The organism is Pseudomonas sp. GCEP-101 (genome assembly GCF_025133575.1).
Classification (GTDB): Bacteria; Pseudomonadota; Gammaproteobacteria; order Pseudomonadales; family Pseudomonadaceae; genus Pseudomonas; species Pseudomonas nitroreducens_B.
The window spans coordinates 5,395,421-5,417,702 of sequence record NZ_CP104011.1 but is presented as its reverse complement, the minus strand read 5'-3'; the positions used below and the strand labels follow the sequence as shown (position 1 = coordinate 5,417,702).

The following is a 22,282-nucleotide window of genomic DNA, read 5'->3' as shown; positions in this document are numbered from 1 at the left end:
CCGTTCGCTGGGCTGCGCCGGGATTGGCGGGAGAGTGATGCAACATGCCATGTCCTCCGAGTGGCGTCGACCGGGCTGTCAGCTGACCGGCAGGGCGGCGCTGAGTGCCTTGAGCAGTTCCGCTTCGCTGAACGGTTTGAGCAGGCAGTCCACCGCCCCCTGGGCGATCAGCCGCGGGCGGGTGCCCGCGTCGCTGTGGGCGGTGATGAAGATGATCGGCACGGCCATCGCGCGCCGTGTCAGTTCCTTTTGCAACTGCGGACCGCTCATGCCCGGCATCGACACGTCGAGGATCAGGCAGCGGGTGCGCTGCAGCGCGTCCGACGCGAGGAAGTCTTCGGCGCTGGAAAACGCGCAGACCTGGAAGCCGAACTCGCGTAGCAGGTCCGGCAGGGATTCGCGCACCGATTCGTCGTCATCGACCACCGACACGAGCAGGGGCGTGGCCATCAGCGGATCTCCGTCGGTTGGTCGGGGGTGGGCTGCGCATGGGGGAGCGCGAAGATGAAGGTGGCGCCCGGTCCGTCGTGGGTGGTGGCCCAGATGCGGCCGGCGTGGTGCTCGACGATGGAGCGGCTGACCCACAGACCGATGCCCATGCCCGACTGCTTGGTGCTGAAGAAGGCGTCGAACAGGCGGCCGGCGTCCGCTGGCGCGAAGCCCGCGCCGTTGTCGCGCACGGCGAGGAAGATGCTCGCGTCGGGATCGAGACCGCTGCTGATGCGCAACTGCCGGGGGCGGTCATGCACGTCACCCAGCGCATCGATGGCGTTGAGGATGAGGTTGAGGATCACCTGCTGCAGTTGCACGCGGTCACCGCTCACGGCGGGCAGGTCTGCCTGCAGCGTCGGCAGCACGGTCACGCCGTGGCGCTGCAGTTCGTTGTGCAGCATGGCGATCACTTCCCGCGCCGCTTCGTTGAGGTCGAGCGGTTCGCTGACCGCCTCGTGGCGGGCGAACAGGGCACGCAGGCGCTTGATCACGTCCGCCGCGCGGTTGCCGTCGCGGATGGTGCGCCGGGCGGTTTCCCGCGCGCCTTCCAGGTTGGGCGTGGGCGCACCGAGCATCCGCAGGCAGGTACTGGCGTTGGTGATGATACCGGCCAGCGGCTGGTTGACCTCGTGGGCGATGGACGCGGTCAGCGCGCCGAGACTGGCGACGCGGGCGACATGGGCGAGCTCGGCGCGGGTGCGGTGCAGGGTCTCCTCGGCGAGGCGGCGCTGGGTCACGTCCTGCGCGGTGGCGATGTACAGCAGCGCACCGTCGGTGTCGCGGGTGGCCTGGGCTACCAGGTGCACATGGCGTATGGCGCCGCCGGGAAGCACCAGCCGATGCTCGTGGGCGAAGTCGCAGCCGTCGCGGCACTGGCGCTGGAGCAGCGCTCGCACCGTGGCGCGGTCGTCCGGGTGGATACGCGAGAAGATCAGTTCGAAGCTTGGCGTCAGCCCCGGCTGCAGGTCGAGCAGCCGGTAGATCTCCTCCGACCAGGCGATCTCGTCGTTGTCCACGCGCCAGGAAAAGGTACCGGTGAGGCTGATGCGCTGGGCCTTGGCCAGGAACGCCTCGCTCTGGCGCAGGGCGGCCTCGCTGCGGGCGCGGTCGATGGCGATGCTGGCGAGATGGGTGAATTGCGCGATCAGCGCGCGCTGGCTTTCATCCGGCAGCTCCGGCCGGGCGAAGTAGACCGAGAGGATGCCGCTGACCTCGCCGGTGGTGGACACCACCGGGGTCGCCGCCAGCGCATGGACATCGCCGCCACGCACCTGCTGGCGCCAGGCGGGCCAGCGGGTTTCCGCGTTCAGGTTGGCAATCAGCACGCTGGCGTTTTCCACGGCCGCCTGAGCCTGGGGGCTGCTATGGGCATCCACCGGGAGGCCGTTGGCGCCGCCGTAGAAGGAGGCCGGCAGATGCGGCGCGGCACCAGGCTGCAGGCGCGTGGCGGCTTCCGCCACGTGCCCCTGGCGCGGAGCGACGAGGGTGATGGCGCAGCGGCAGTCTTCCAGGTTGCTCTCCACCAGGTCGCACAGGGCATCGAGCACCTGGGGCAGCGCACAGCCGCCGGCCATCAGCCCGAGCAGGCGCTTCTCGCCAGCCAGCAGCAGTTCGGCGCGCTTGCGCTCATGGATATCAGTGTTGCCGCCGTACCATTTCAGCACGCGCCCGGCCGCGTCGAGCTGCGGCACCGCGCGGATCAGGAACCAGCGGTAGCTGCCGTCGAAGCGCCGCAGGCGGGCCTCGAACTCGCCGGCGCTACCGGAGTCCAGCAGGCCCTGCCAGTAGGCACCCAGTGCCGGCGCGTCCTCGGGGTGCAGGGCGCTCATCCAGCCGACGCCGGCAGCGCTTTGCGCGCTCATGCCGGTGTAGTCGAACCAGCGCTGGTTCAGGAATTCCACGCTGCCATCCGGGGCGGTGCGCCAGACGAAGCCCGGCACGGCGTCGATCAGTGTGCGCAGGCGGTCTTCGGACGCCCGGACCTCGTCCAGTGCGCGGGCCAGCGACTCCCGTGCCTGGGCGATCAGCGCCTGGTCACGCTTCTGTTCGTCGATGTCCACCTTGAGCACGAACCAGCGCTGGATGCGTCCTGCGGCGTCGCGGTGGGGCAGGGCGCGTACATGGAACCAGCGGTAGATGCCGTCCGCGCCGCGCACCCGGTGCTGGACGTTGTACGGCTCGCCGCTGGCGACGGCGTGCTGCCACGCCTTCAGCGCCTGGGGCAGGTCGTCGGGGTGGAGCGTGCTGGAGCCGGTCCAGCCGCGCAGCTCCTCGAGGCTGGCGCCGAGGTAATCGCTGTTGTGGCGATTGACGCATTCCAGCTCGCCGTCGGGCGTCATCAGCGAGATCAGGCCGGGAATGCTGTCGATGATTTCCTGGGTGATGGCAGCCGGCGCGGCGGTTGGCAGGTCGTCGATATCGATGTTCTGGCCGCACCAGCCAACCAGGGCGCCATCGTCGTCGGTGAGTGCGCGGGCGCGCAGCAGGAAGCGCCGGTACACCCCGTCGTGCCGGCGCAGGCGCGCCTGCAGGTCGTGGGGCGTGCCGGACTGGCGGATGGCACTCCAGCCCTGCTGCACCGCGGGCAGGTCCGCAGGGTGCACCAGCGCCTGCCAGATGTCCTCTCCATGGGCATCCAGGTCCCGGCCGGCATAGCGGCGCCAGGCCTGGTTGACGCTCTCCAGGCGGCCGTCGGCGTGGGCGGTCCAGGCCATGTCGGGCAGCTTGTCGACGACTTCGTTGTGCATACCGGTCCTCTCCCGGCGCTAGCCGTGGGGCGAGCATGCGCCCAGGCGGCGGGGGTTGCCAATGATACCTAGGTGTCGGCTGCGGCACTGCACGCGTTCGCGCGCGAGCCCCGATACCAAGGTATCGACCGACACCATGGTGCAATCGCGGCACCCCGCCGGCTTTGTTGAGATCGCTGCAGGTCGCCGATCCGTCGGCCAGTGAACCAGGGAGATCGACCATGCCAGCCGCCTCATCATCGCCCCACCTCCGTCGTCGTTTCAGTCGTACGCTCATGGCCTCCGCCGTGGGGCTGTTCCTGCTCGGCGACGGCCAGCATCACCTGCTGCAACAGGCGTTCGCCGCGAGTGCCAGCAGCACCGCCAACGCCGATGACAGCGTGCGGCCGTTCCGCATCCAGGTGCCGCAGGAGCAGCTGGACGACCTGCGTCGGCGCATCGCCGCCACACGCTGGCCGGACCGCGAGACGGTCAACGACGCCTCGCAGGGCATCCAGCTGGAGAGGGTCCGTGCGCTGGTGGGTTACTGGGGCAAGGACTATGACTGGCGCCGTGCAGAAGCCAGGCTCAATGCGCTGCCGCAGTTCATCACCCGCATTGACGGCGTGGACATCCAGTTCATCCACGTACGCTCGAAAGAGCCGCACGCCATGCCGCTGATCCTCACCCATGGGTGGCCAGGCTCGCCGCTGGAGTTCCTCAAGACCATCGGCCCGCTGACCGACCCGGTCGCCTATGGCGGCCGTGCCGAAGACGCCTTCGACGTGGTGATCCCGGCGATTCCCGGCCACGGGTTCTCCGGCAAGCCCACCACTACCGGCTGGGGCCCGGACCGGGTGGCCCGCGCCTGGGATGTACTGATGAAGCGCCTGGGCTACAGCCACTACGTATCCCAGGGCGGCGACCATGGCTCGGTGATCTCCGATGCCCTCGGCCGCCTGGCGCCGCCCGGGTTGCTCGGCATCCACCTGAACATGCCGGCGACGGTGCCGCCGGAGCTGGTCGGGCCGATCAACAGTGGTGCTACGGCGCCTGCCGGGCTGGGCGCCGACGAGCGCCGCGCCTTCGACGCGCTGAGCACCTTCTTCGGCCGCAACGCCGCCTACGGCGCGATGATGGTGACCCGCCCGCAGACCATCGGCTATTCCCTGGCCGATTCACCGGCCGGCATGGCCGCCTGGATGTACGAGAAGTTCGCCGCCTGGACCGACAGCGGCGGCGAGCCCGAGCGCGTGCTGAGCCGCGACGAGATGCTCGACGACATCTCGCTCTACTGGCTGACCAATACCGGTGCGTCCTCCTCGCGCTTCTACTGGGAAAACAACAACAACAATTTCAGCGCCGCCGCGCAGAAGACCGCGCAGATCAAGGTGCCGGTGGCCATCACCGTCTTCCCCGGCGAGATCTACCGGGCGCCGAAAAGCTGGGCGCAGCGCGCCTATCCCTCGCTGGATTACTTCCACGCGGTGGACAAGGGCGGCCACTTCGCCGCCTGGGAACAGCCGCAGCTGTTCAGCGAGGAACTGCGCGAGGCGTTCCGCCCACTGCGATCGAGCCTGAACAACCACTAGAACCCGCCGCTTGCCGGCAACTACCGGGCAGGCCGCGCGTCTGCCATGGAGATTTGTGATGAACCTGTTCAAGTCCCCGCAACTCGGCGCCTCGGCGCTGGCCATCACCCTCGCGCCATTCACCTGTGGCGCCGTGGCGCAAGCGGCCACCGACCCGGTCTTCGGCGCGCTCAAGCACGTCGATGCCGGCCTGCTCAACGTCGCCTACGCCGAAGCCGGCCCGGCCGATGGCCCGGTGGTGATCCTGCTGCACGGCTGGCCGTACGACATCCACAGCTACGCCGAGGTGGCGCCGCAGTTGGCCGCCAAGGGCTACCACGTGCTGGTTCCCTACGCCCGTGGGTATGGCGAAACGCGTTTCCTCTCCGCGTCCACCCGGCGCAACGGTGAGCCCGCCGCACTGGCGGTGGACGTCATCGACTTCATGGATGCGTTGAAGATCAAGCGCGCGGTACTCGCCGGCTACGACTGGGGCGCACGCTCGGCGGACATCGTCGCGGCGCTCTGGCCCGAGCGGGTGAAGGCCCTGGTGTCCGTCAGCGGCTACCTGATCGGCAGCCAGGAGGCGGGCAAGGCGCCGCTGCCACCGGCCGCCGAGCTGCAGTGGTGGTATCAGTTCTACTTCGCCACCGAACGCGGCAAGGCTGGCTACGACCAGTATCGCCACGCGTTCGCCAAGCTCATCTGGCAACTGGCATCGCCGAAGTGGCAGTTCGACGACGCGACCTTCGAGCGTAGCGCCCAGGCGCTGGACAACCCCGACCAGGGGCCGATCGCCATCCACAACTACCGCTGGCGCCTGAACCTGGCCGACGGCGAGCCGCGCTATGCCGAGCTGGAGAAGAAGCTCGCGACCTTCCCGACCATCCAGGTGCCGACCATTACCCTCGAAGGCGATGCCAACGGCGCGCCGCACCCGCCGGCCGAGGCCTACGCCAAGCGTTTCGGCGGCAAGTACGAGTACCGCCTGGTCACTGGCGGCATTGGCCACAATCTGCCCCAGGAGGCGCCTGCCGCCTTCGTCAAGGCGGTGATCGACGCCGATCATCTGTGAGCCGGAGAGGCGCCATGACCATCGCAGCAACCGCATTGCGCCGCATCGCCCTGACCGGTTTCGCCCTGCTGGCGACGACAGGCGCCAGGGCCGACGGGGAGGCTTCGCCGATCTACGGCGTGCGCATGCCCGAGGGCTACCGCAACTGGCAATTGGTGGCGCCTGCCCAGGAGGCGGCGCCGCTGAACGAACTGCGCGCCGTGCTGGGCAACGACATCGCCATGAAGGCCTACCGCGCCGGCACCTTGCCGTTCCCCGACGGCAGCGTGCTGGCCAAGCTCGCCTGGAAGCACGTGCAGTCGCCGGAGTTCGAACCGGCGTCGATTCCCGGGGCCGCCACCACCGTGCAGTTCATGGTCAAGGACTCGAAGAAGTACGCGGCCACCGGCGGCTGGGGCTTCGCCCGCTTCATCGACGGCAAACCCGCCGACGAGGCGCAGCACCAGACCTGTTTCGCCTGCCACCAGGCGCGGGTGAAGGACCACGATCTGGTCTTCACCCGCTACGCACCCTGAGTTCCCTACCTTGAGAGCCGTGGAGGTTCCCATGAACCAACGATGGTTGATCACCGGTTGTTCCCGCGGCCTGGGGCGGGCGCTGGCCGAAGCCGTGTTGCAGGCCGGCCACCGCCTGCTGGCCACCGCTCGCGATCCGGATTCGCTGGCAGACCTCGCCCGGCTCTACCCGCAGACCCTGCGCGTGGCGCCCCTGGACGTCACCGACCCGGCCGCCGCGCAGGACGCCGTGGCACAGGTGCAGGAGGCGTTCGGCGGGCTCGACGTGCTGGTCAACAACGCCGGCTACGGCAACGTCAACTCGGTGGAAGACACGCCGCTGGAAGAGTTCCGCCGGCAGATCGAGACCAACCTGTTCGGCACCATCATCGTCACCAAGGCGGCCATCCCCCTGCTGCGTCGGCAGCGCAGCGGCCACATCATCCAGCTGTCCTCGGTGGGTGGGCGCATTGGTGCGCCAGGGCGCGCGCCCTATTCGGCAGCGAAGTGGGGTGTGGAAGGCTTCTCCGAAGTGCTGGCGCGAGAGATGGCGCAGGTTGGCGTGCGAGTGACCATCATCGAACCCGGAGGTCTGCGCACCGATTTTGCCGGCGCCTCGACGACGCTCTCCGAGGGGCGCTTCGAATACGACGCAGTGGTCGGCTCCGTGGCACGCCGCCAGCGGGCTTACGACGGCAAGCAGCCGGGCGATCCGCAGCGGGCCGCGCAGACGATTCTCGCGGTGGCCTGGATGGATCGTCCGCCGCTGCGCCTGGCCCTGGGCAGCGATGCGCTGTTGGCCATCGAGAACGCCGACAAGGCCCGGCTGGCGGAGCTGCGCCTGTGGCGCGAGCTGAGCCAGTCCAGCGATTTTCCCCGCACCTCACTGTAGGAGCGAGCTTGCTCGCGAACTCGCCTCGCGCCCGGGGCTCCGGTGACATGCGTTCGCGAGCGAGCTCGCTCCTACGAACAGCGTTGGCAAGCAGGGCTGGGCGCCCGCTCGGTTCCAGGAAAAGCACACCCGATTCCCCTCAACCAGGAGATCCACCATGAACAAGACCCTCACCGCCCTGGCACTGGCCAGCGGCCTGCTCGCCGGCAATGCCTTCGCGGCGCCGGTGAAACCGACGGTAGTACTGGTGCACGGAGCCTTCGCCGATGCCTCCAGCTGGAACGGCGTGACGCGTATCCTCGAGAAGGACGGCTACTCGGTGATCGCCGCGGCCAACCCGCTGCGCGGCGTGGCCAGCGACGGTGCCTATATCGGCAACATCGTCGGCAGCGTCAAGGGACCGGTGGTGCTGGTGGGCCACTCCTACGGCGGTAACGTGATCAGCGCGGCGGCCAGCGACCGGCCGAATGTCAAGGCGCTGGTCTACGTCGCCGCATTCGCTCCGCAACAGGGAGAGAGCGCCGCCGAGCTGGCCGGCAAGTTTCCCGGCAGCACCCTCGGCCCGACCCTGGCCGCGCCGGTGGCGCTGCCTGACGGCGGCAAGGACCTGTACATCCAGCAGGACAAGTTCCACGACCAGTTCGCCGCCGATGTACCCGCCGGCGAAGCCGCGCTGATGGCGGCGGCGCAGCGTCCGGTTACCGAGGCGGCCTTGAACGAAAAAGCCGGCGCAGCGGCCTGGACGGCGATTCCCTCGTGGTTCGTCTACGGCGACCAGGACCGCAACATCCCGCCGCAGGCGCTGGCTTTCATGGCGCATCGCGCCCAGGCGAAGGACGTCCAGGTGGTCAGCGGCGCGTCCCATGTCGTCATGGTCTCGCACCCCGAGGCGGTGGCGCGCTCCATCGAGAAGGCGGCTACCGGCTACTGAGAACGTTGAGTGAGCCGGAAGGGCGCTTCCGGCTTGCGCTTCAGGTTTTCTGCGGGGCAACCGGCAGGCCGATCGATTGCAGGTCGCGGCGCAATTGCCCGGCGTCGATGAACTGGACGGCGCGCATCCCCTGGGCCAGCGCCGCGTCGACGTTCTTCTGGACGTCATCGATGAACAGCGTGCGCGAAGGTATCAGGCTGTAGCGCTGGATCAGCAGCTGGAAAATTTCCGGCTCCGGTTTCATCAGCCCTTCGCGGCCGGAGACCAGCACCCCTTCGAACTGTTCAAGGAAGGGGAAGCGCTCCTCGGCGACATGGAAGGTTTCCGCCGACCAGTTCGTCAGTGCCAGCAGGCGCACGCCGTTGTGGTGCAACTCGTGCAGCACGTCCACGGTCGCTTCGATAGCGCCGCCAAGCATCTCCTCCCAGCGTTCGCGGTACGCACGGATGTTGGGTTCGTGGGCCGGATGCCGGGCGACGGCTTCGGCGATGGCATCGGCCCAGGGACGCCCGCGATCCTGGCGTTCGTTCCACGCGGCGTTGCAGACCTCCGTGAGGAAGGCCTCCATTGCCAGCTCGTCGTCGAAGATCTTTCGATAGAGGTGGCGCGGATTCCAATCGACCAGCACGCCGCCAAGATCGAAAACGACGGTGTCTATGCTGCTGCGTTCGTGTTGCACTGGCTGCTTCTCCCGCATCGAGGCCCTGGTGATGTTCGCTCGTCCCAGACCTTAACCAAGACAGCCTGGACGTCAACCTTCGTCTGCGCTGCGGCTGCTCCGGTTCCGCGGCACTGGAACCTGCCGGGGCACCTCACCAGGGCAAATCGACAGCCCGGGCCGTAACCTTGGCGCGCGGAGCTGTCACCGCCATCAGCCACCGGCTTTGCTACTATCATTCCCCAACTTCAACGGCAGCGAATGGACGACATGCTCAACGACTTCCCGGCACCCCAGGCAGTGGATAGCCCGATCACCCGCAGCGCGATCTTCCTGGTCGCCACCTTGACTCCCGGCAAGGACTGGAGCCCGGTCCGGGCGTTGTGCGAGGACGTCTCCGGGCTGGTGCGCTCGGTCGGCAAGCGCGTGCCAGGGGGTAACCTGTCGTGTGTGGTGGGCTTCGGCTCGGCGGCGTGGGATGCGCTGTTCGGCGCTCCGCGGCCAGCCGCCCTGCATGCCTTCCGCGCGATTGGCAGTGGCGAGCGGGTTGCCGTTTCCACGCCGGGCGACCTGCTGCTGCACATCCGCGCCGAGCAGATGGACCTCTGCTTCGAGCTGGCCACGCAACTGGTCGCGCGCCTGGGCGATGCGGTCACGGTGGTCGACGAGGTGCAGGGTTTCCGCTACTTCGACATGCGCAGCATCATCGGTTTCGTCGACGGCACGGAGAACCCGGAAGGGCGCGACATTCCGCACTTCACCCTGATCGGCGACGAGGACGTGGACTTCGCCGGCGGCAGCTACGTGCTGGTGCAGAAGTACCTGCATGACATGAACGGCTGGAACCAGCTGTCCACCGAGGCGCAGGAACGCATCATCGGCCGCACCAAGCTGGCGGACATCGAACTGGGCGACGAGGTGAAGCCCAGCTGCTCGCACAGCTCGCTGACCACCCTGGAGAAGGACGGCCAGGAAGTGAAGATCCTGCGCGACAACATGCCCTTCGGCCGCCCCGGCGCCGGCGAGTTCGGCACCTACTTCATCGGTTACGCGCGCTCGCCGGCGCCGGTGGAGGAGATGCTGGAGAACATGTTCGTCGGCCGCCCGGCCGGCAACTACGACCGCCTGCTGGACTACAGCAAGGCGGTGACCGGCAGCCTGTTCTTCGTGCCGTCTGCGGACTTGCTGGAGTCCCTGGCGGGCAAACGGCCCTGATGTCAGGTTCAGACGGCGGAGCGACCGCCTGTTTCGGTCAGTTCCGCCAGCAGCCGCGGTAGCGATCACAAACGGCGTAGCGACGGTCAAGATCGGCCAAACGCGCAAGGCTCTTGCTCACGCTTTCCTTCATCACCTGGCTTCTAACGTGGTAGTAGAACTCCAGCATCGAATTGTTGACCGCCAGTGCCCTGGACTCGTCCAGCGTCGCGCTATCGGGCAGTAGTCGGCGAAGCTCAGAAGTCTCGATGCGGCTCAGTCGCCCGTGGTACTCGTCCGTGTAGAGCTGGAACACGTGCTGCTTGAATTGCGCCGCTTCGTCTAGGGACAACGTGAGGTCCTGCCGATACTCGTCCCAGTAAGCATCCGGAAGACTGATGCCGACACGATCCTTGCGTTCCTCCACCATGCGATTGAGCGCTTTGGTACGTTCTTCCGGCGAAACGTCACTAGGGGTAGGGCGCATTTCGGGAATGATGCTTCCGGTGACGATCTGCTCGATGATTGTCGCTCGTTCGGGCGAGTTCGGTAGAGGTGCAGCCATCTGGGGAAATATCGGACTGCTGCCCGCGCATGCCGGTAATCCCTTGTTGTACAGCGGAAGCGGGGCGCGTATGGCTTTGCCGCCTTCCTGGCGCAGAAGGCTGAGCGTTGCCTGGCACCGGTTGCCGATGTAATCGAAGCTCACCTCATATTCGGAACCTGCCTGAGGAATGAAGTTGAAGTAAACGGAGCAGACGCTACCGGTGGAGACCGTGTTGGTCTGCATGAATACTTCGGTTGCAGGTTTGAGCCTGATTTCCAGATAGCCCTTGGCATTGGCAGGCGGTGCGACGCTCATCCCGACTCGGCGCTGGGTGTCGCGCGTGAATAGGTTGTTGAGCAGTCCGGTCATTTGACCGCCGCAGTGTTGGGCATCGAAGAGTGTCAAGGTGGAGTTTTCTATGCTGCTGATGAAGCGCAGCTTGGCGGCATCCGGTTCGGGCGCGTCCGGGTAGTTGCCGTTGAGGCTGCATCCACCGAGCAGGGCGAGAGTTGCCAGCAGGGAGGCAGGATGCAAAGAAAGAAAGTCGGGCATGAAAGGGAATCGTCCTTGATACAGGGAGGTCGCTGGGCGACGATGCTAATGAACGACACAGCCAGCGTCCAGAATGCATGCTTGTCGTAGAACAGTTGAACGTCTTCGATGGACCGAGGTAAGAATGCTTGATATGCACCGAATTCTTATGGGCTGCTTGATGGGATTGTTGGCCGGCTGCGCCCAGATGCCCGAAGATATGGCGCTGGACTCCAAGGTCAGCTCCGAACGGAACGCCGGCCTAGTGGTTGGCGCGCTGGTCAACCCTGATGGCGGCAACTTTGGAACCTGGCTGGAGTTTCGTGACGTCCGGACAGGTAAGCGCTATGGGTGGGCCGCCGAGGGGTATTTCTCGGCGTGGCTGCCTCCGGGTGACTATGAGGTTTCCAGCATTGGCTCACGCCGTGGTGTCATGGGGCCCTTCAGCAAGCCGCTGCAATTTACGGTCAAGCAGGGTGATATCAACTATCTGGGCGAGATCCTATATGGCTGCCCGCTCGATGCCCGGCCCGCGGCCTATTACGGAGTGATGAACTGCGGCTTCCTGGCTTTGGGGAACTGCACGGTGCCTTTGCCTACCCGGAGCTTCTGTGTCGTGGATCGGCAGGAGTCGGTAGTCAGAAGCTTCCTGTTGAAAAATCCCCGGTACGCTGGCATGCCCGCGCGCTCGGCTCTGATGTCCGCACACTGACGAAGATGCCGCCAGCGGTCTGGAAAGCGAGATCGGCCATCCCTTGCGCCGCATCCTTGAAGGCACAGCCACGGCGCTGCATGAGCAGGGCTTCGCGCAACGCCTGAGTCAGGCCAGGCAAGCCCGCAAGACCTCGATTTATCATTGGGAGCCGGAAGCCATGACCTACCCCACCCGCGACCTGCGCAACTGGTTCGACCAGGGCGGGGAGGCCTACGCGCGCTTTCGTCCCGAGTACCCGGCAGAGCTTGCCGCTTACCTCGCCTCGAGGGCGCCCGACCGCGCATTGGCAGTGGATGTTGGCTGCGGCAGCGGCCAACTGACCCGGCAACTGGGCGAGCACTTCGACGCGGTGGTCGGCGTCGACCCCAGCGCGGAGCAGATTGCCCATAGCGCGCCGCAGGCGAAGGTGAGCTACCTCCGCGCCCCGGCCGAAGACCTGCCGCTGCGCAGCCACAGCGCCAGCCTGGTCACCGCTGCCCAGGCCGCCCATTGGTTCGATCTGCCCAGGTTCTACGCGCAGGTGCGGCGCATCGCCGGGCCGAACGCCGTGCTGGCGCTGATCAGCTATGGCGTGTTGCGCCTGGAAGGTGCGCTGGGCGAGCGCTTCGAGCCGTTCTACTGGAAGGAAATCGGCCCCTACTGGCCGGCCGAGCGTGGCCTGGTGGACAGCGGCTACGCGACCCTCGACTTCCCCTTCGCCGAGTTTCCCGGGCCGGATATCGCCATCCGCCTGGAGTGGAATCTCGACGAATTCCTGGGCTACGTCTCCACCTGGTCGGCGGTCCGCAGCGCCCGCGAGGCCGGGCGCGAGGACCTGCTGCAGCGCTTCGCCGCCGACATCGCCGAGCGCTGGGGCGACCCCGTCGTGCGGCACCCGGTGAGCTGGCCGATCAATATGCGCATCGGGCGGGTGTGAACCGGTCGCTGCGGCAGGCCGATAGCCAATGACCGTCGCGCTCAGCTGGTGGCGCGGCCTTTCTCCGTTTGCGTTTCGACAGCCGCCGGAGCGGTCCTTTTCGCCCCCGACAGCCGCGACACGCCGAACAGCACCAGCGCCAGGCCGGCAATCTGGTAGACCGAGATCGCCTCGCCCAGCAGCGCCCAGGAGGCGAACACGGTGAGTACCGGCCCGAGGTTGCCGAACGCCGCGGCATGGGTGGCGCCCATGCGCTGGATGGCCAGCGCCATCCAGTAGATCGGCAGCACGGTGGAAATCAGCGCCATCAGCGCGCCGTGGAGCCAGACGGTGCCGGGCAGGCTCGCCAGTTGCTGCACGTTGCCGCTCACCGCGTAATGGATCAGCACCATCACCGAGGAGGCACCGCCGGCCAGCCCGGCCAGGCGCATCGAGCCGACGCGGCGCACCACCGCGCCGGTGCCCATGTAGTAGAGGGCATAGGTCACGGCGCTGGCGAAGACCCAGAGGGCGCCCAGCAGGATCTGCCCGTCGGCGCCTTCCACGCGGATGTCGTGCAGCAGGGCGATCCCCAGGCCGAGGTAGCACAACCCCATCGCCGCCAGGGTGCGGGAGTCGGGGCGCTCGCGGGCCACGGCCATCTGCAGGAGCAGCACGAGGGTCGGGTAGGTGAACAGGATCAGCCGCTCCAGCCCGGCGCTGATGTACTGCAGGCCGTAGAAGTCGAACAGGCTCGACAGGTAGTAGCCGAACAGCCCGAGCAGCAGGATGCGCCCGCCATCGGCCAGCGACAGGCGCGCCTGGCCGGGGCTGCGGCTAAGCCAGACCAGCCAGAGGAACAGTGGCAGCGCCAGGCCCATGCGGATGGCCAGCACGGTCACCGCGTCCACCGGGGCCGCGGCGTAGGAGAGCTTGACGAAGACCGCCTTGAGGCTGAAACCGGTGGCGGACAGCACGGCGAACAACACGCCGTTGCGCAGGCTGCGCTGGTAAAGGGCGTTCAGGCTATTCATGGGCAGGGAGCGCAGGGCAGGGGAAAGGCCTTATTCTAGGAAGAATGCCGCTCCGCTAGAATCGCAACTTGGCGAACGTGGCTTTCGTTTTTGGAGAACGCCAAATGCATTTCGATCTTGCCGACCTGCGCCTGATCGCCGCCATCGCCTGCACCGGCAGCCTGAGCAAGGCGGCTGCGTCGGTGCCGGTGGCCGTCTCGGCGGCGAGCAACCGGTTGCGCCTGTTCGAGGAGCGCTGTGGGCTTGCCCTGTTCGCCCGGCACAGCGACGGCATGACCTTGACTCCGACCGGCCGCCTGGTGCTAGAAGCCGGCCAGCGCGTGCTGAAGGAGGCGCAGCAACTCACCGACACCCTGCAGGAACTGCGCGGCGAGCAGCGCATCACCCTGCGCCTGGCGGCCTCCACCGTGGCCAACAGCACTTTTCTGCCCACCGCGCTCGGGCCCTTCCTGGCGGACTACCCGGAGGTGGACCTGCAACTGACCGAGCAGAACAGCAAGGATGTGCTGCGGGCGGTGCAGGACGGGGCGATCGACATCGGCGTCTACGACGGCAACCTGGCCACTGCGGGCCTGCTGTCGCTGCCGTTTCGCAACGACAAGCTGGTCCTGCTGGTGCCGCAGGATCACCCCCTGGCCAGCCAGCACTTGCCGAGCCTGCGCGACGCGCTGAGTTTCCCCTTCGTCTGCCTGCCCGCCGAGCGTGCCATGCAGCGCTTCGTCGAGGCGATGGCGGTGCGCAACTCGATGCCGCTCAAGGTACGGGTGCGCGCACCGAGCTTCGATGCCATCGCCCAGTTGGTGGCGCAGCGAGTGGGTGTGGCGATGCTCCCGGAGGCTGCCGCGACGCGCCTGGCGCAAGAGCTGCCGGCGACGGTGGTGGCGCTGGCGGACGCCTGGGCCACCCGTGAGCTGCGCATCTGTGTCGCCGATTGGGACTCGCTGTCGTCCCACGCGCGGCAACTGGTGACCTACCTGATGAACGAGGCCGCGGCGGCGCGCTAGCGAGCGCCGCCGCGTTGCCGCTGGCCGTGGCGCCCACGGCCAGCGGCCGCGTCAGTGCTGCTCCGCCAGGCGGGGCGTCGGTGCGTCATCGAGGGCCAGGTGGATCACTCCGGCGCGGCTGGGGAAGTTCGGCCCGTCGTCCTCGGTGTTTTCCATTACCGGGATGTCGATCAGGGTGCGCTTGCCGGACGGGTCGCTGACCAGCCTGGCGTCCAGCGTCTCGATCGAGCGCCAGCCACCGCCGCCGATCTGCAGGGCGTCGAGCAGGCTGTAATGCTCCTGGCCTTCCTCGTTGGGGGTAGAGGTGAAGACCGCGAGGTACTGGTTGTAGTTGTTGCCCATGTCGAAGCCTTCGATGGTGAACACGGCGAGCGTCAGTTCGCTGCCCTTGCCGGTCTTCAGGGTTTGCACGCGGGTGGCCTCGGGGTAGCCGGTGGCGAAGCTGTCCTTGTACAGCTCCACCAGGCGGCCGACCTGTTCTTCCAGGGCCTTGGGAACGGGCGCCGGCTCGGCGCCGTGGGCGAAGGTGCAGGCCAGCAGCAGGCTGGCGGTCAGGAGGCGCAGTGTCATGCGAAAACATCCATGGCGAAGTGGGCTGGGGTGGCAGAACGAACCGCCGCCGAGGACGTGGGATCGGCAGCGGCGCGGCCGGCCTCGGGAGGCCGGCCGCGCGGGATCGGGTGCGGGGAGTCGCTCAGCGTTGCGGGACCAGGTCGCCGACCGGCGAGCAGGAGTAGGTGTTGGAATAGTCGTAGTAGCGCTGCAGCGGTGCGCCGCTGTCGTAGGTGCTGCACTGGAAGACCGACGCGTCCTTCTGCAGGACCAGGTAATGGATCTGGCTGACCCGTCCTGGGGCCACGTACGCCGCCTTCACTTCGTAGCCGCTGCGCAGCAGGTCGGTCACCTTGGTTTCTTCGGCCGCAACCGCCGATGCCACTGTCATCAGCGTCAGCAGCGCGAGCGTGGCCTTGGCCTGTGTCGTTGTGGGCATGCTTCTTCTCCTCCTTGATCGGCCAGGTGGCGTCACGCTTCCGGCCGCAGCGGGATGCCGCCGCAGTTGCCGCGGGTCAGCAGGTAGTCCACCTGCCGGGCCCGGTTGATGGCGACACGGATTTCGCAGCTGGCCGAATGGACCACGTCGCCCCAGTACTCGGTGTGCACCAGCTGCCCGTTCTGCGGGCCGGTGTAGGTGCCGAGCGCCTCGCGGGAGGTGTAGGAGGTGTCGCGGCGGTAGATCAGCACGACCCAGTCGTTCTCCGGGGCCAGGGCGATGTCGCTGGGCGCGCCGAAATGGTCGATCGCATCGCCGGCCGGGCGACCCTTCCAGTAGCTGCGGGCCTGCGCCTCGGGCAGGGTGGGAATGGCGGAGCAGCCGCCGAGCAGGATGGCAATCATCCCCAGCGCGAAGAGTCCTTTCATTGCACGCCCTCCTTGGCGGGTGTGTTCCGTGCGGGCATCTGCTCGAAGCCCTTGTCGACCATCTGCAGGATCATGGCCTTGGCATGGTCGCGATTTCTCAGCTGGAACAGCCCCGGCGCGGCCGAGACCAGCTGCGCGGTGGGCATCTTGCCCAGCGGGTACATCTTCTGCTCCACGTGGGCGTCCGGCTTGCAGAGGAAGTCGCGGCTCTGGGCAAGCCAGGCCTCAGGCTTCTTCTGCCACTCCTTGGACACCTTCTTGGGGCGGATGTCGTTGTAGAACTTGTCGTAGTTCTGCGCGCCATTGAGGCGCACGCGGTTCTTCGCGCAGTCGACCTCCACGTCGTAGGCGGTAAAGGTCGGCTTGGCGCCTTCCTCGTAGAACTGATAGACGCCCAGCGAGCGCACGCCGTTCTTGCGGTCGTAGATGTTGGCAGGGTCGCCATCGACCACGAAGAGTTCGTTCTTGTAGAGGCTGCCCTGCTGGTGAATCAGCCAGAAATCGCCGGAAGGACCTTCCGCGTGGGCGGCGAGAGGGCTGCAAAGCAGCACGGCAGGCAGCCAGGGCCTGAGGGGCTTGAACATGACGGACATTCCTTTGCCGTAGGGATCGCCAGGGCGCAGCGCACCCTGGCGAAAGAAGCGTAGGAATCTAGTGGCGCCGGTTTGGCCGGTCAACCGGCGTGTAGGAATTCTGTGACAGACGGCAGTGAAGTTTCCGTCACGCGGAGCACTGCGAGACGACGGCTCCGGGCGGATCGAACGTCGGCTCGCGGCGTGCGTAAGGCTCCTTCAGCGCCCGGGAAAAACGGCCGTGCCCGACAGGCAATGCTGTACCTCGCCACCGACCCAGATCGCCTCGTCGGCGCGTTCGATGCGCAGTCGTCCGCGACGCTTCAGGACCGTGCCCTGGCTGACGGTATAGCGCTCGCCCAGGACGCCCGCGCCGATCAGCCACTGGGCCAGGCCTGCATTGAGGCTGCCGGTGACCGGGTCTTCGTTGCATTCCTCGCCCATGAAGGCCCGGACTTCCACGTCCGCTTCCGCCTGCGGGCCACCCCAGGGGGCGATGACGCCGACATTCAGCCCTTCCAGCGCCGCGTAGTCGGGGCGGATGGCCAGCACCTCCTCGCGACGTGCCAGCAACACTCCCGCCCAACCCGGACCGTTATCGACCCATTGGCTGGCGCGAACCTGCCCGCCAGCGAGGCCCAGCCCCTGCTCGACCCGGCGCAGCGTGGCCGCGTCCAGGGGCCCGCTGCGCAGGAGCGGTGGCGCGGAGAACGCCAGGCACGGGCCTTGCCGGCGCAGGCGAATCAGGCCTGCCGGGCATTCCTGGACGATCTCGCCCAGCTCGGGGTTGTCGTGGTGCGCCAGCCACACCTGGCAGCTGCCCAGGGTGGGGTGGCCGGCAAAGGGCAGCTCGCGCAGCGGCGTGAAGATACGCACGCGGTAATGCGCCTCGGGCGACGTGGGGCGCATCAGGAATGTGGTTTCGCTGAGCTGCGTCCAGCGGGCGAACGCCTGCATCTGCTCGGTGGTCAGTGCATCGGCATCCACCACCACCGCCAGCGCATTCCCTTCGTAGGGGCGCTCGGCGAAGACATCGACCTGTTCGAACGGCAAGGACAGCGGCATTGAATTTCCCTGGGAGACAGTGGCGGATTATCTGCAACCGGGACGAGCCTGGTCGCAGGGGGGGAATGATAAAGGACAGCAGCTCCCGGATGCGCTCGATGATGGCGCACGCGCCGTGGGCCGCTGTGTATTCCACTGTATCGACTGGCCGCTGTGACACTCGCGGAGATGGCGGCGGCCGTTTCCGACACGCTGCAGATACCCCAGGGACGCTTAATGGACCCCAACAGCTCATCGGCGCGGGCCGCACCCCGAAGCTCCCGGTGCCCGCTCCGATGAGCCGTCCCCCTGACCCCTGAGGATCGATGCCATGAAAAACCTGAAAACCGTCGTGACCGCCATTGCCTTCTCCCTGGCCGGTGTTGCCGTGCATGCCAGTGCCGCCGTCGAAGCCAGCTGCACCCCAGCCGCCGCCTGCTTCCAGCTGACGCCGCTGGCGGACCGGAACGCGGCGCCGCAGCTGGCTGAAGAGGGCTTCAGCCGCACGCCGCTGGGGATGCGGGTGAACTCGCAGGCGCCGGCACAACAGACCCTCGCCGCCGATGGCTCCGCCAGGACGCCGCTGGGCAAGCGTGTGGCCAGCTCGCAGGACGCGGGCGTGGTCTGACGACGGTTAATCGCACGGGCTGCCGAGGCGTTTCGCTTATCGCTGAAATAGCCGGCGTGCGCTGTTTGTCCTGCACGGCACTGTCGATACTGGCGGCTCCCTACCGCTGCTCAGGAAGTGCCGTTCATGGACCACGAACCGATCCAGGCCCGCGAGTTCGCCTTCGTCCACCTGGCCGCCGTCGCCCTGTGCGGCTCGCTGATCGTCGCGCTGGCGTTGTTCCTGGCGCGCGTCGGCGTGCTCCTGCACTGAGCTTCAGGCGGCGATGGCCTGCGCCAGCGTGCTGACCAGCGCGCGGGTCTGGGCGTCGCGGTGGGCGCAGTAGAGCACCACATCGCGGGGCGGCAGTTCCGGCAGGTCGAAGCGTTCGCGCACGTCCACGCAACCGGCCGGCGCCATGCGCTCGACCATGGCGCCGATGCCGATACCCGCCGACACCGCCGCGCCGATGGCGAGGATCCCCGAACCGACGAAGGCTTCGCTCCACAGGCGCTGGTGCGCCTCCAGCGCGCTGCTGACCATGCTGCGCATGCCGCAGGGCGCCGGCTGGATCGCCAGGGGCAGGGGAGCGCCGTCCTCTAGCTGGAACGTGTCGGCGGCCATCCAGCCGAAGCGTTCGCTGCCGATCACCTCGCCGTCCTGGCGGCGGTTGTCGTGGCGCAGGATCAGCGTGATATCCAGCGCACCTTCCTCGTAGCTTTCCAGCATCTTCCGCGAGGTGCCCAGGCTGAAGGCGACGAGCACCTCCGGATCGGCCTGGGCCAAACGCCTCAGCCAATGGCTGAGGTCCGCGCTGAGGATGTGGTGGCTCACGCCGATGCGCAGGGACCGGCGGGGCGTGTCGAAGCAGCGCAGCGTTTCGTCGTAGCTCGCCAGCAGGCGGCGGGCGCTGGGCAGGAATACCGCGCCGTGGGCCGACAGCGTGACGCGGCGCGGCGTGCGTTCCAGCAGCGGGCGGCCGAGGGATTCCTCCAGACGCTTGATCTTCAGGCTGATGGCGGCCTGGGTGGTGCCGGTGATGTCGGCGGCACGGGTGAAACTCTTCAGGTCGGCGACCAGCAGGAAGGCGCGGATGGCGTCGATGTCGGGCGTTTTCATGGCAGCGGTTCGTCCGTGGGGCTCGGGCCAGTCTGGCAGGTGGAGCGGCGCAACCCAAGCCCCGGATAGGCTACAGTGTGGCCTCCGCCTTCAGGCCGCTGACAAGGAGTTGCGATGCTGAGCCAGGCCTTTGCCTACAAATGCTGGTCGGACCGCCGCGCGCTGGATGCCATCGCGCAGATCGACCGTGTGCGCTTCCCCGGGGAGTTCGCCTTCGCGCTCCAGCAGCTCAATCACCTGGTCATCGTCGAGGATCTGTTTCGTGCGCGATTGAGCGGCGAGGCGGACCCGCACCCCGCCACCAATACCGACGCGGTACCCGGCCTTGATGAGCTGCGCGAGCGCCTGCTGACCTCCGGCCAGTGGTACGTCGAACAGCTCGCGGCGCTGGCGCCGGCGCAGGCCAAGGAGATCATCCGCTTTCGCTTCACCGATGGCCGCAGCGGCAGCCTGACCCGCGAGGAAATGTTCTTCCATATCCTCAACCACGCCACCTACCACCGCGGCTCCATCGCCCGCGCGCTGGACCAGGCCGGAGTGGCCCACCCGGCGGACACCTACACGGTGTTCGTGCACGCCACCCAGCCGGCGCGCCGCGAAGGCTGATGACGCGGCGCCCCGGCGACGGGAAGGCTTACGCCTTCTTCCGGGTGGACGGCAGCAGGATGGTCAGGCAGCCCAGCAGCGGCAGGTAGGAGCACAGCGTGTAGACGTACTCAATGCCGTGGATGTCCGCCAGGTGGCCGAGGAAGGCCGCGCCGATGCCGCCGAAGCCGAACATCAGGCCGAAGAACACGCCGGCGATCATGCCGACGTTGCCCGGCACCAGCTCCTGGGCGTAGACCACGATAGCGGAGAAGGCCGAGGCGAGGATGAAGCCGATCACCAGGCTGAGGATGCTGGTCCAGAACAGGTCGACGTAGGGCAGCGCCAGGGTGAAGGGCGCGACGCCGAGGATGGAGAACCAGATCACCGCCTTGCGGCCGATGCGATCGCCCACCGGACCGCCGAAGAAGGTGCCGGCCGCCACCGCGCCGAGGAAGCCGAACAGGTACAGCTGCGAGCTGGCCACCGAGAGGTCGAACTTCTCGATCAGGTAGAAGGTGTAGTAGCTGGTGAAGCTGGCCATGTAGAAGTATTTGGAGAACACCAGCAGCGCCAGCACCACGAGGGAGGCGGTCACCCGGCCCTTGGACAGCCCGTGGGTGGCCACTCCGCCCGCCTTGAGCTTGAACAGGTTGAGGTGGCTGCGGTACCAGCGGCTCAGGCCCCAGAGCACGCCGACGAGGAACACCGCGAACAGCCCGAAGTAGGCCACGTGGCCCTGCCCGTAGGGAATGATGATGGCCGCCGCCAGCAGTGGGCCGAAGGCGCTGCCGGCATTGCCGCCGACCTGGAAGGTGGACTGCGCCAGCCCGTAGCGCCCACCGGAGGCCAGGCGTGCGATGCGCGAGGTTTCCGGGTGGAAGGTCGAGGAGCCGATGCCCACCAGCGCCGAGGCCAGCAGGATGGCGTGGAAGCTGCCGACGAAGGCCAGCATGAGAATGCCGATCAGCGTGCAGACGCTGCCCAGCGGCGCCAGCCAGGGCTTGGGATGACGGTCGGTGTGATAGCCGACCCAGGGCTGCAGCAGCGAGGCGGTCAGCTGGAACGTCAGGGTGATCAGGCCGACCTGGGTGAAACTCAGGCCATAGTTGGCCTTGAGCACCGGGTAGATGGACGGCAGCACGGCCTGGATCAGGTCGTTGGTCAGGTGGGCAAGGGCGCACGCGCCGATCACGCGCATGACCAGCGGGCTGGCCTGGCTGGCCACCGTCGGCGTGGCCAGGGGGGAAGCGGTGGTAGACATGGGACTCCGGGCAGCAAGGTAAGGCGCGCGGGCAGGGCGCGCCGGGTTTCTCGTGTTGGGTTGCCTATGCTAGGCGGGGGGATGGCGGCTGTCTCACGCGATCCGGACGAGGAATATCGCGAAACGGCCAAATCGGGCGTCGCTGGCGGGTGCCGTGCGTCGGTTCGCAGGAGGGGCCGCACGATCGGCAAGGTCAAAGGCGTATCCGTTGGGGATGGGTAATCTGGCCCACCACCCTCTCCCCAGCCCTGGCTACGCGCCCCGCTCCGAAGGGAGAGGGAGCCGTTCGGCGTGAGGCACGATCTCGGAGCAGGCCGGCGAGCGCGGTGAGGTGAGATCGCCCCGGAATGTCCTGCTTTATTTCGGTGCCGGCTGATGACACGGCGTCACCTGCGCCGATCCAGTCCCCTCTCCCTTCAGGGAGAGGGTTAGGGAGAGGGAGTCCCAGCGCCATACACACGAGGAGGCACGAACATGGACAACACCGATAAGGTCACCGGCGGCTGCCTCTGCGGCAGCCTGCGCGTTGAAGCCACCGGCCGGCCCAACCGGGTCGGCATCTGCCATTGCCTGGACTGCCGCAAGCACCACGGCGCGCTGTTCCACTCGTCGGCGATCTTCCCCGCCAGCGCCGTGCGCATCGAGGGCGAATTCCAGGACTACCAGGGCCGCTGCTTCTGCCCGCGCTGCGGCTCGTCGGTGTTCGGCCGCAGCGGCGAGGAAATCGAAGTGAGCCTCGGCGCGCTGGACGCCGTGGACCAGTTCCAGCCCACCTACGAGCTGTGGATCTGCCGGCGCGAAGCCTGGTTGCCGGCGTTCCCGATGCGCCACCGCTACGAGCACGACCGCGAGTCCAGCGGCCCGCACGACGACTCGTGAACCGTAGGGCGCATAAGCCGGTACGGCTTATCCG

At 67.4% G+C, this 22,282-nt stretch carries 25 protein-coding genes; 13 read left to right on the top strand and 12 right to left on the bottom strand.

The features are described from left to right. Window positions 1–78: 78 nt before the first annotated feature. Both N0B71_RS24425 and N0B71_RS24420 read right to left on the bottom strand, forming a co-directional pair. Window positions 79–450, bottom strand: a complete 372-nt coding sequence (locus N0B71_RS24425) for a response regulator transcription factor (RefSeq protein WP_259755467.1) — start codon at window positions 448–450, stop codon at window positions 79–81. Then, entirely contained in the window at window positions 450–3,239 is a 2,790-nt protein-coding gene (locus tag N0B71_RS24420) for a PAS domain-containing protein (protein ID WP_259755465.1), read from the bottom strand. Before N0B71_RS24420 ends, N0B71_RS24425 begins: the two co-directional genes overlap by 1 nt. 275 nt (window positions 3,240–3,514) lie before the next feature. Here N0B71_RS24420 and N0B71_RS24415 point away from each other — a divergent pair, with 275 nt between their 5' ends. The 5 genes from N0B71_RS24415 (at window position 3,515) to N0B71_RS24395 (ending at window position 8,181) form a co-directional block, all read left to right on the top strand. Then, window positions 3,515–4,810: an epoxide hydrolase family protein gene (locus N0B71_RS24415; RefSeq protein WP_259755464.1), complete on the top strand. Its 1,296-nt coding sequence runs from the start codon at window positions 3,515–3,517 to the stop codon at window positions 4,808–4,810. A gap of 58 nt (window positions 4,811–4,868) precedes the next feature. After that, the gene (locus N0B71_RS24410; RefSeq protein ID WP_259755463.1) at window positions 4,869–5,864 is read left to right on the top strand and encodes an alpha/beta fold hydrolase; all 996 of its coding nucleotides are present in this window, start codon (window positions 4,869–4,871) and stop codon (window positions 5,862–5,864) included. A gap of 14 nt (window positions 5,865–5,878) precedes the next feature. Beyond that, the gene (locus N0B71_RS24405; protein ID WP_259755462.1) at window positions 5,879–6,379 is read left to right on the top strand and encodes a cytochrome P460 family protein; all 501 of its coding nucleotides are present in this window, start codon (window positions 5,879–5,881) and stop codon (window positions 6,377–6,379) included. Window positions 6,380–6,410: 31 nt separating this feature from the next. Then, window positions 6,411–7,250, top strand: coding sequence for an oxidoreductase (locus N0B71_RS24400; RefSeq protein ID WP_259755461.1), 840 nt, complete (start codon window positions 6,411–6,413; stop codon window positions 7,248–7,250). Between the two features lie 157 nt (window positions 7,251–7,407). Beyond that, complete coding sequence (locus N0B71_RS24395) at window positions 7,408–8,181, top strand: alpha/beta fold hydrolase (protein ID WP_259755460.1); 774 nt, start codon at window positions 7,408–7,410, stop codon at window positions 8,179–8,181. 40 nt (window positions 8,182–8,221) lie between these two features. Here N0B71_RS24395 and N0B71_RS24390 read toward each other — a convergent pair whose 3' ends face one another. Beyond that, window positions 8,222–8,860 (bottom strand): HAD family hydrolase, encoded by a 639-nt coding sequence (locus N0B71_RS24390; RefSeq protein WP_259755459.1) that lies wholly within the window; start codon window positions 8,858–8,860, stop codon window positions 8,222–8,224. A gap of 249 nt (window positions 8,861–9,109) precedes the next feature. Here N0B71_RS24390 and N0B71_RS24385 point away from each other — a divergent pair, with 249 nt between their 5' ends. Continuing rightward, window positions 9,110–10,054 (top strand): Dyp-type peroxidase, encoded by a 945-nt coding sequence (locus N0B71_RS24385; protein WP_259755457.1) that lies wholly within the window; start codon window positions 9,110–9,112, stop codon window positions 10,052–10,054. A gap of 37 nt (window positions 10,055–10,091) precedes the next feature. Here the strand turns inward: N0B71_RS24385 and N0B71_RS24380 are convergent, their stop codons facing one another. Further along, window positions 10,092–11,132, bottom strand: a complete 1,041-nt coding sequence (locus N0B71_RS24380) for a hypothetical protein (RefSeq protein WP_259755456.1) — start codon at window positions 11,130–11,132, stop codon at window positions 10,092–10,094. A gap of 124 nt (window positions 11,133–11,256) precedes the next feature. Here N0B71_RS24380 and N0B71_RS24375 point away from each other — a divergent pair, with 124 nt between their 5' ends. Both N0B71_RS24375 and N0B71_RS24370 read left to right on the top strand, forming a co-directional pair. Beyond that, window positions 11,257–11,823 carry a hypothetical protein gene (locus N0B71_RS24375; protein WP_259755455.1) on the top strand — a complete coding sequence of 189 codons (567 nt, stop codon included), beginning with the start codon at window positions 11,257–11,259 and terminating at the stop codon, window positions 11,821–11,823. 160 nt (window positions 11,824–11,983) lie between these two features. Beyond that, window positions 11,984–12,742 (top strand): class I SAM-dependent methyltransferase, encoded by a 759-nt coding sequence (locus N0B71_RS24370; protein WP_259755454.1) that lies wholly within the window; start codon window positions 11,984–11,986, stop codon window positions 12,740–12,742. Between the two features lie 41 nt (window positions 12,743–12,783). On the opposite strand, the gene N0B71_RS24365 is transcribed toward N0B71_RS24370, so the two are convergent. Then, window positions 12,784–13,755: a DMT family transporter gene (locus tag N0B71_RS24365; RefSeq protein WP_259755453.1), complete on the bottom strand. Its 972-nt coding sequence runs from the start codon at window positions 13,753–13,755 to the stop codon at window positions 12,784–12,786. A 104-nt stretch (window positions 13,756–13,859) separates the two neighbouring features. On the opposite strand from N0B71_RS24365, the gene N0B71_RS24360 reads away from it, so the two are divergent. Next, window positions 13,860–14,759 carry a LysR family transcriptional regulator gene (locus tag N0B71_RS24360; protein WP_259755452.1) on the top strand — a complete coding sequence of 300 codons (900 nt, stop codon included), beginning with the start codon at window positions 13,860–13,862 and terminating at the stop codon, window positions 14,757–14,759. 51 nt (window positions 14,760–14,810) lie between these two features. On the opposite strand, the gene N0B71_RS24355 is transcribed toward N0B71_RS24360, so the two are convergent. The 5 genes from N0B71_RS24355 to N0B71_RS24335 form a co-directional block, all read right to left on the bottom strand. Further along, window positions 14,811–15,329 carry a hypothetical protein gene (locus tag N0B71_RS24355; protein WP_259755450.1) on the bottom strand — a complete coding sequence of 173 codons (519 nt, stop codon included), beginning with the start codon at window positions 15,327–15,329 and terminating at the stop codon, window positions 14,811–14,813. Window positions 15,330–15,453: 124 nt separating this feature from the next. Beyond that, on the bottom strand, window positions 15,454–15,750 hold the full coding sequence (locus N0B71_RS24350; RefSeq protein ID WP_259755449.1) for a hypothetical protein: 297 nt from the start codon (window positions 15,748–15,750) through the stop codon (window positions 15,454–15,456). Between the two features lie 32 nt (window positions 15,751–15,782). Next, window positions 15,783–16,178 carry a hypothetical protein gene (locus N0B71_RS24345; protein ID WP_259755447.1) on the bottom strand — a complete coding sequence of 132 codons (396 nt, stop codon included), beginning with the start codon at window positions 16,176–16,178 and terminating at the stop codon, window positions 15,783–15,785. Then, complete coding sequence (locus tag N0B71_RS24340) at window positions 16,175–16,762, bottom strand: hypothetical protein (RefSeq protein ID WP_259755446.1); 588 nt, start codon at window positions 16,760–16,762, stop codon at window positions 16,175–16,177. Before N0B71_RS24340 ends, N0B71_RS24345 begins: the two co-directional genes overlap by 4 nt. 207 nt (window positions 16,763–16,969) lie before the next feature. Continuing rightward, entirely contained in the window at window positions 16,970–17,815 is an 846-nt protein-coding gene (locus N0B71_RS24335; RefSeq protein WP_259755444.1) for a PhzF family phenazine biosynthesis protein, read from the bottom strand. 310 nt (window positions 17,816–18,125) lie between these two features. On the opposite strand from N0B71_RS24335, the gene N0B71_RS24330 reads away from it, so the two are divergent. Together N0B71_RS24330 and N0B71_RS24325 are read left to right on the top strand one after the other, a co-directional pair. Continuing rightward, window positions 18,126–18,422, top strand: a complete 297-nt coding sequence (locus N0B71_RS24330) for a hypothetical protein (protein WP_259755442.1) — start codon at window positions 18,126–18,128, stop codon at window positions 18,420–18,422. A 126-nt stretch (window positions 18,423–18,548) separates the two neighbouring features. Next, window positions 18,549–18,674 (top strand): hypothetical protein, encoded by a 126-nt coding sequence (locus N0B71_RS24325; RefSeq protein ID WP_259755441.1) that lies wholly within the window; start codon window positions 18,549–18,551, stop codon window positions 18,672–18,674. A gap of 3 nt (window positions 18,675–18,677) precedes the next feature. Here N0B71_RS24325 and N0B71_RS24320 read toward each other — a convergent pair whose 3' ends face one another. After that, window positions 18,678–19,520: a LysR family transcriptional regulator gene (locus N0B71_RS24320; protein ID WP_259755440.1), complete on the bottom strand. Its 843-nt coding sequence runs from the start codon at window positions 19,518–19,520 to the stop codon at window positions 18,678–18,680. Between the two features lie 114 nt (window positions 19,521–19,634). Between N0B71_RS24320 and N0B71_RS24315 the strand changes: the two genes are divergently transcribed. After that, a complete protein-coding gene (locus N0B71_RS24315) occupies window positions 19,635–20,126 on the top strand; it encodes a DinB family protein (RefSeq protein ID WP_259755439.1) in 492 nt (163 codons plus the stop codon). Between the two features lie 28 nt (window positions 20,127–20,154). Here N0B71_RS24315 and N0B71_RS24310 read toward each other — a convergent pair whose 3' ends face one another. After that, on the bottom strand, window positions 20,155–21,369 hold the full coding sequence (locus tag N0B71_RS24310) for an MFS transporter (RefSeq protein WP_259755438.1): 1,215 nt from the start codon (window positions 21,367–21,369) through the stop codon (window positions 20,155–20,157). A 474-nt stretch (window positions 21,370–21,843) separates the two neighbouring features. Here N0B71_RS24310 and N0B71_RS24305 point away from each other — a divergent pair, with 474 nt between their 5' ends. Further along, window positions 21,844–22,248 carry a GFA family protein gene (locus N0B71_RS24305; RefSeq protein ID WP_259755437.1) on the top strand — a complete coding sequence of 135 codons (405 nt, stop codon included), beginning with the start codon at window positions 21,844–21,846 and terminating at the stop codon, window positions 22,246–22,248. Window positions 22,249–22,282: the final 34 nt, after the last annotated feature.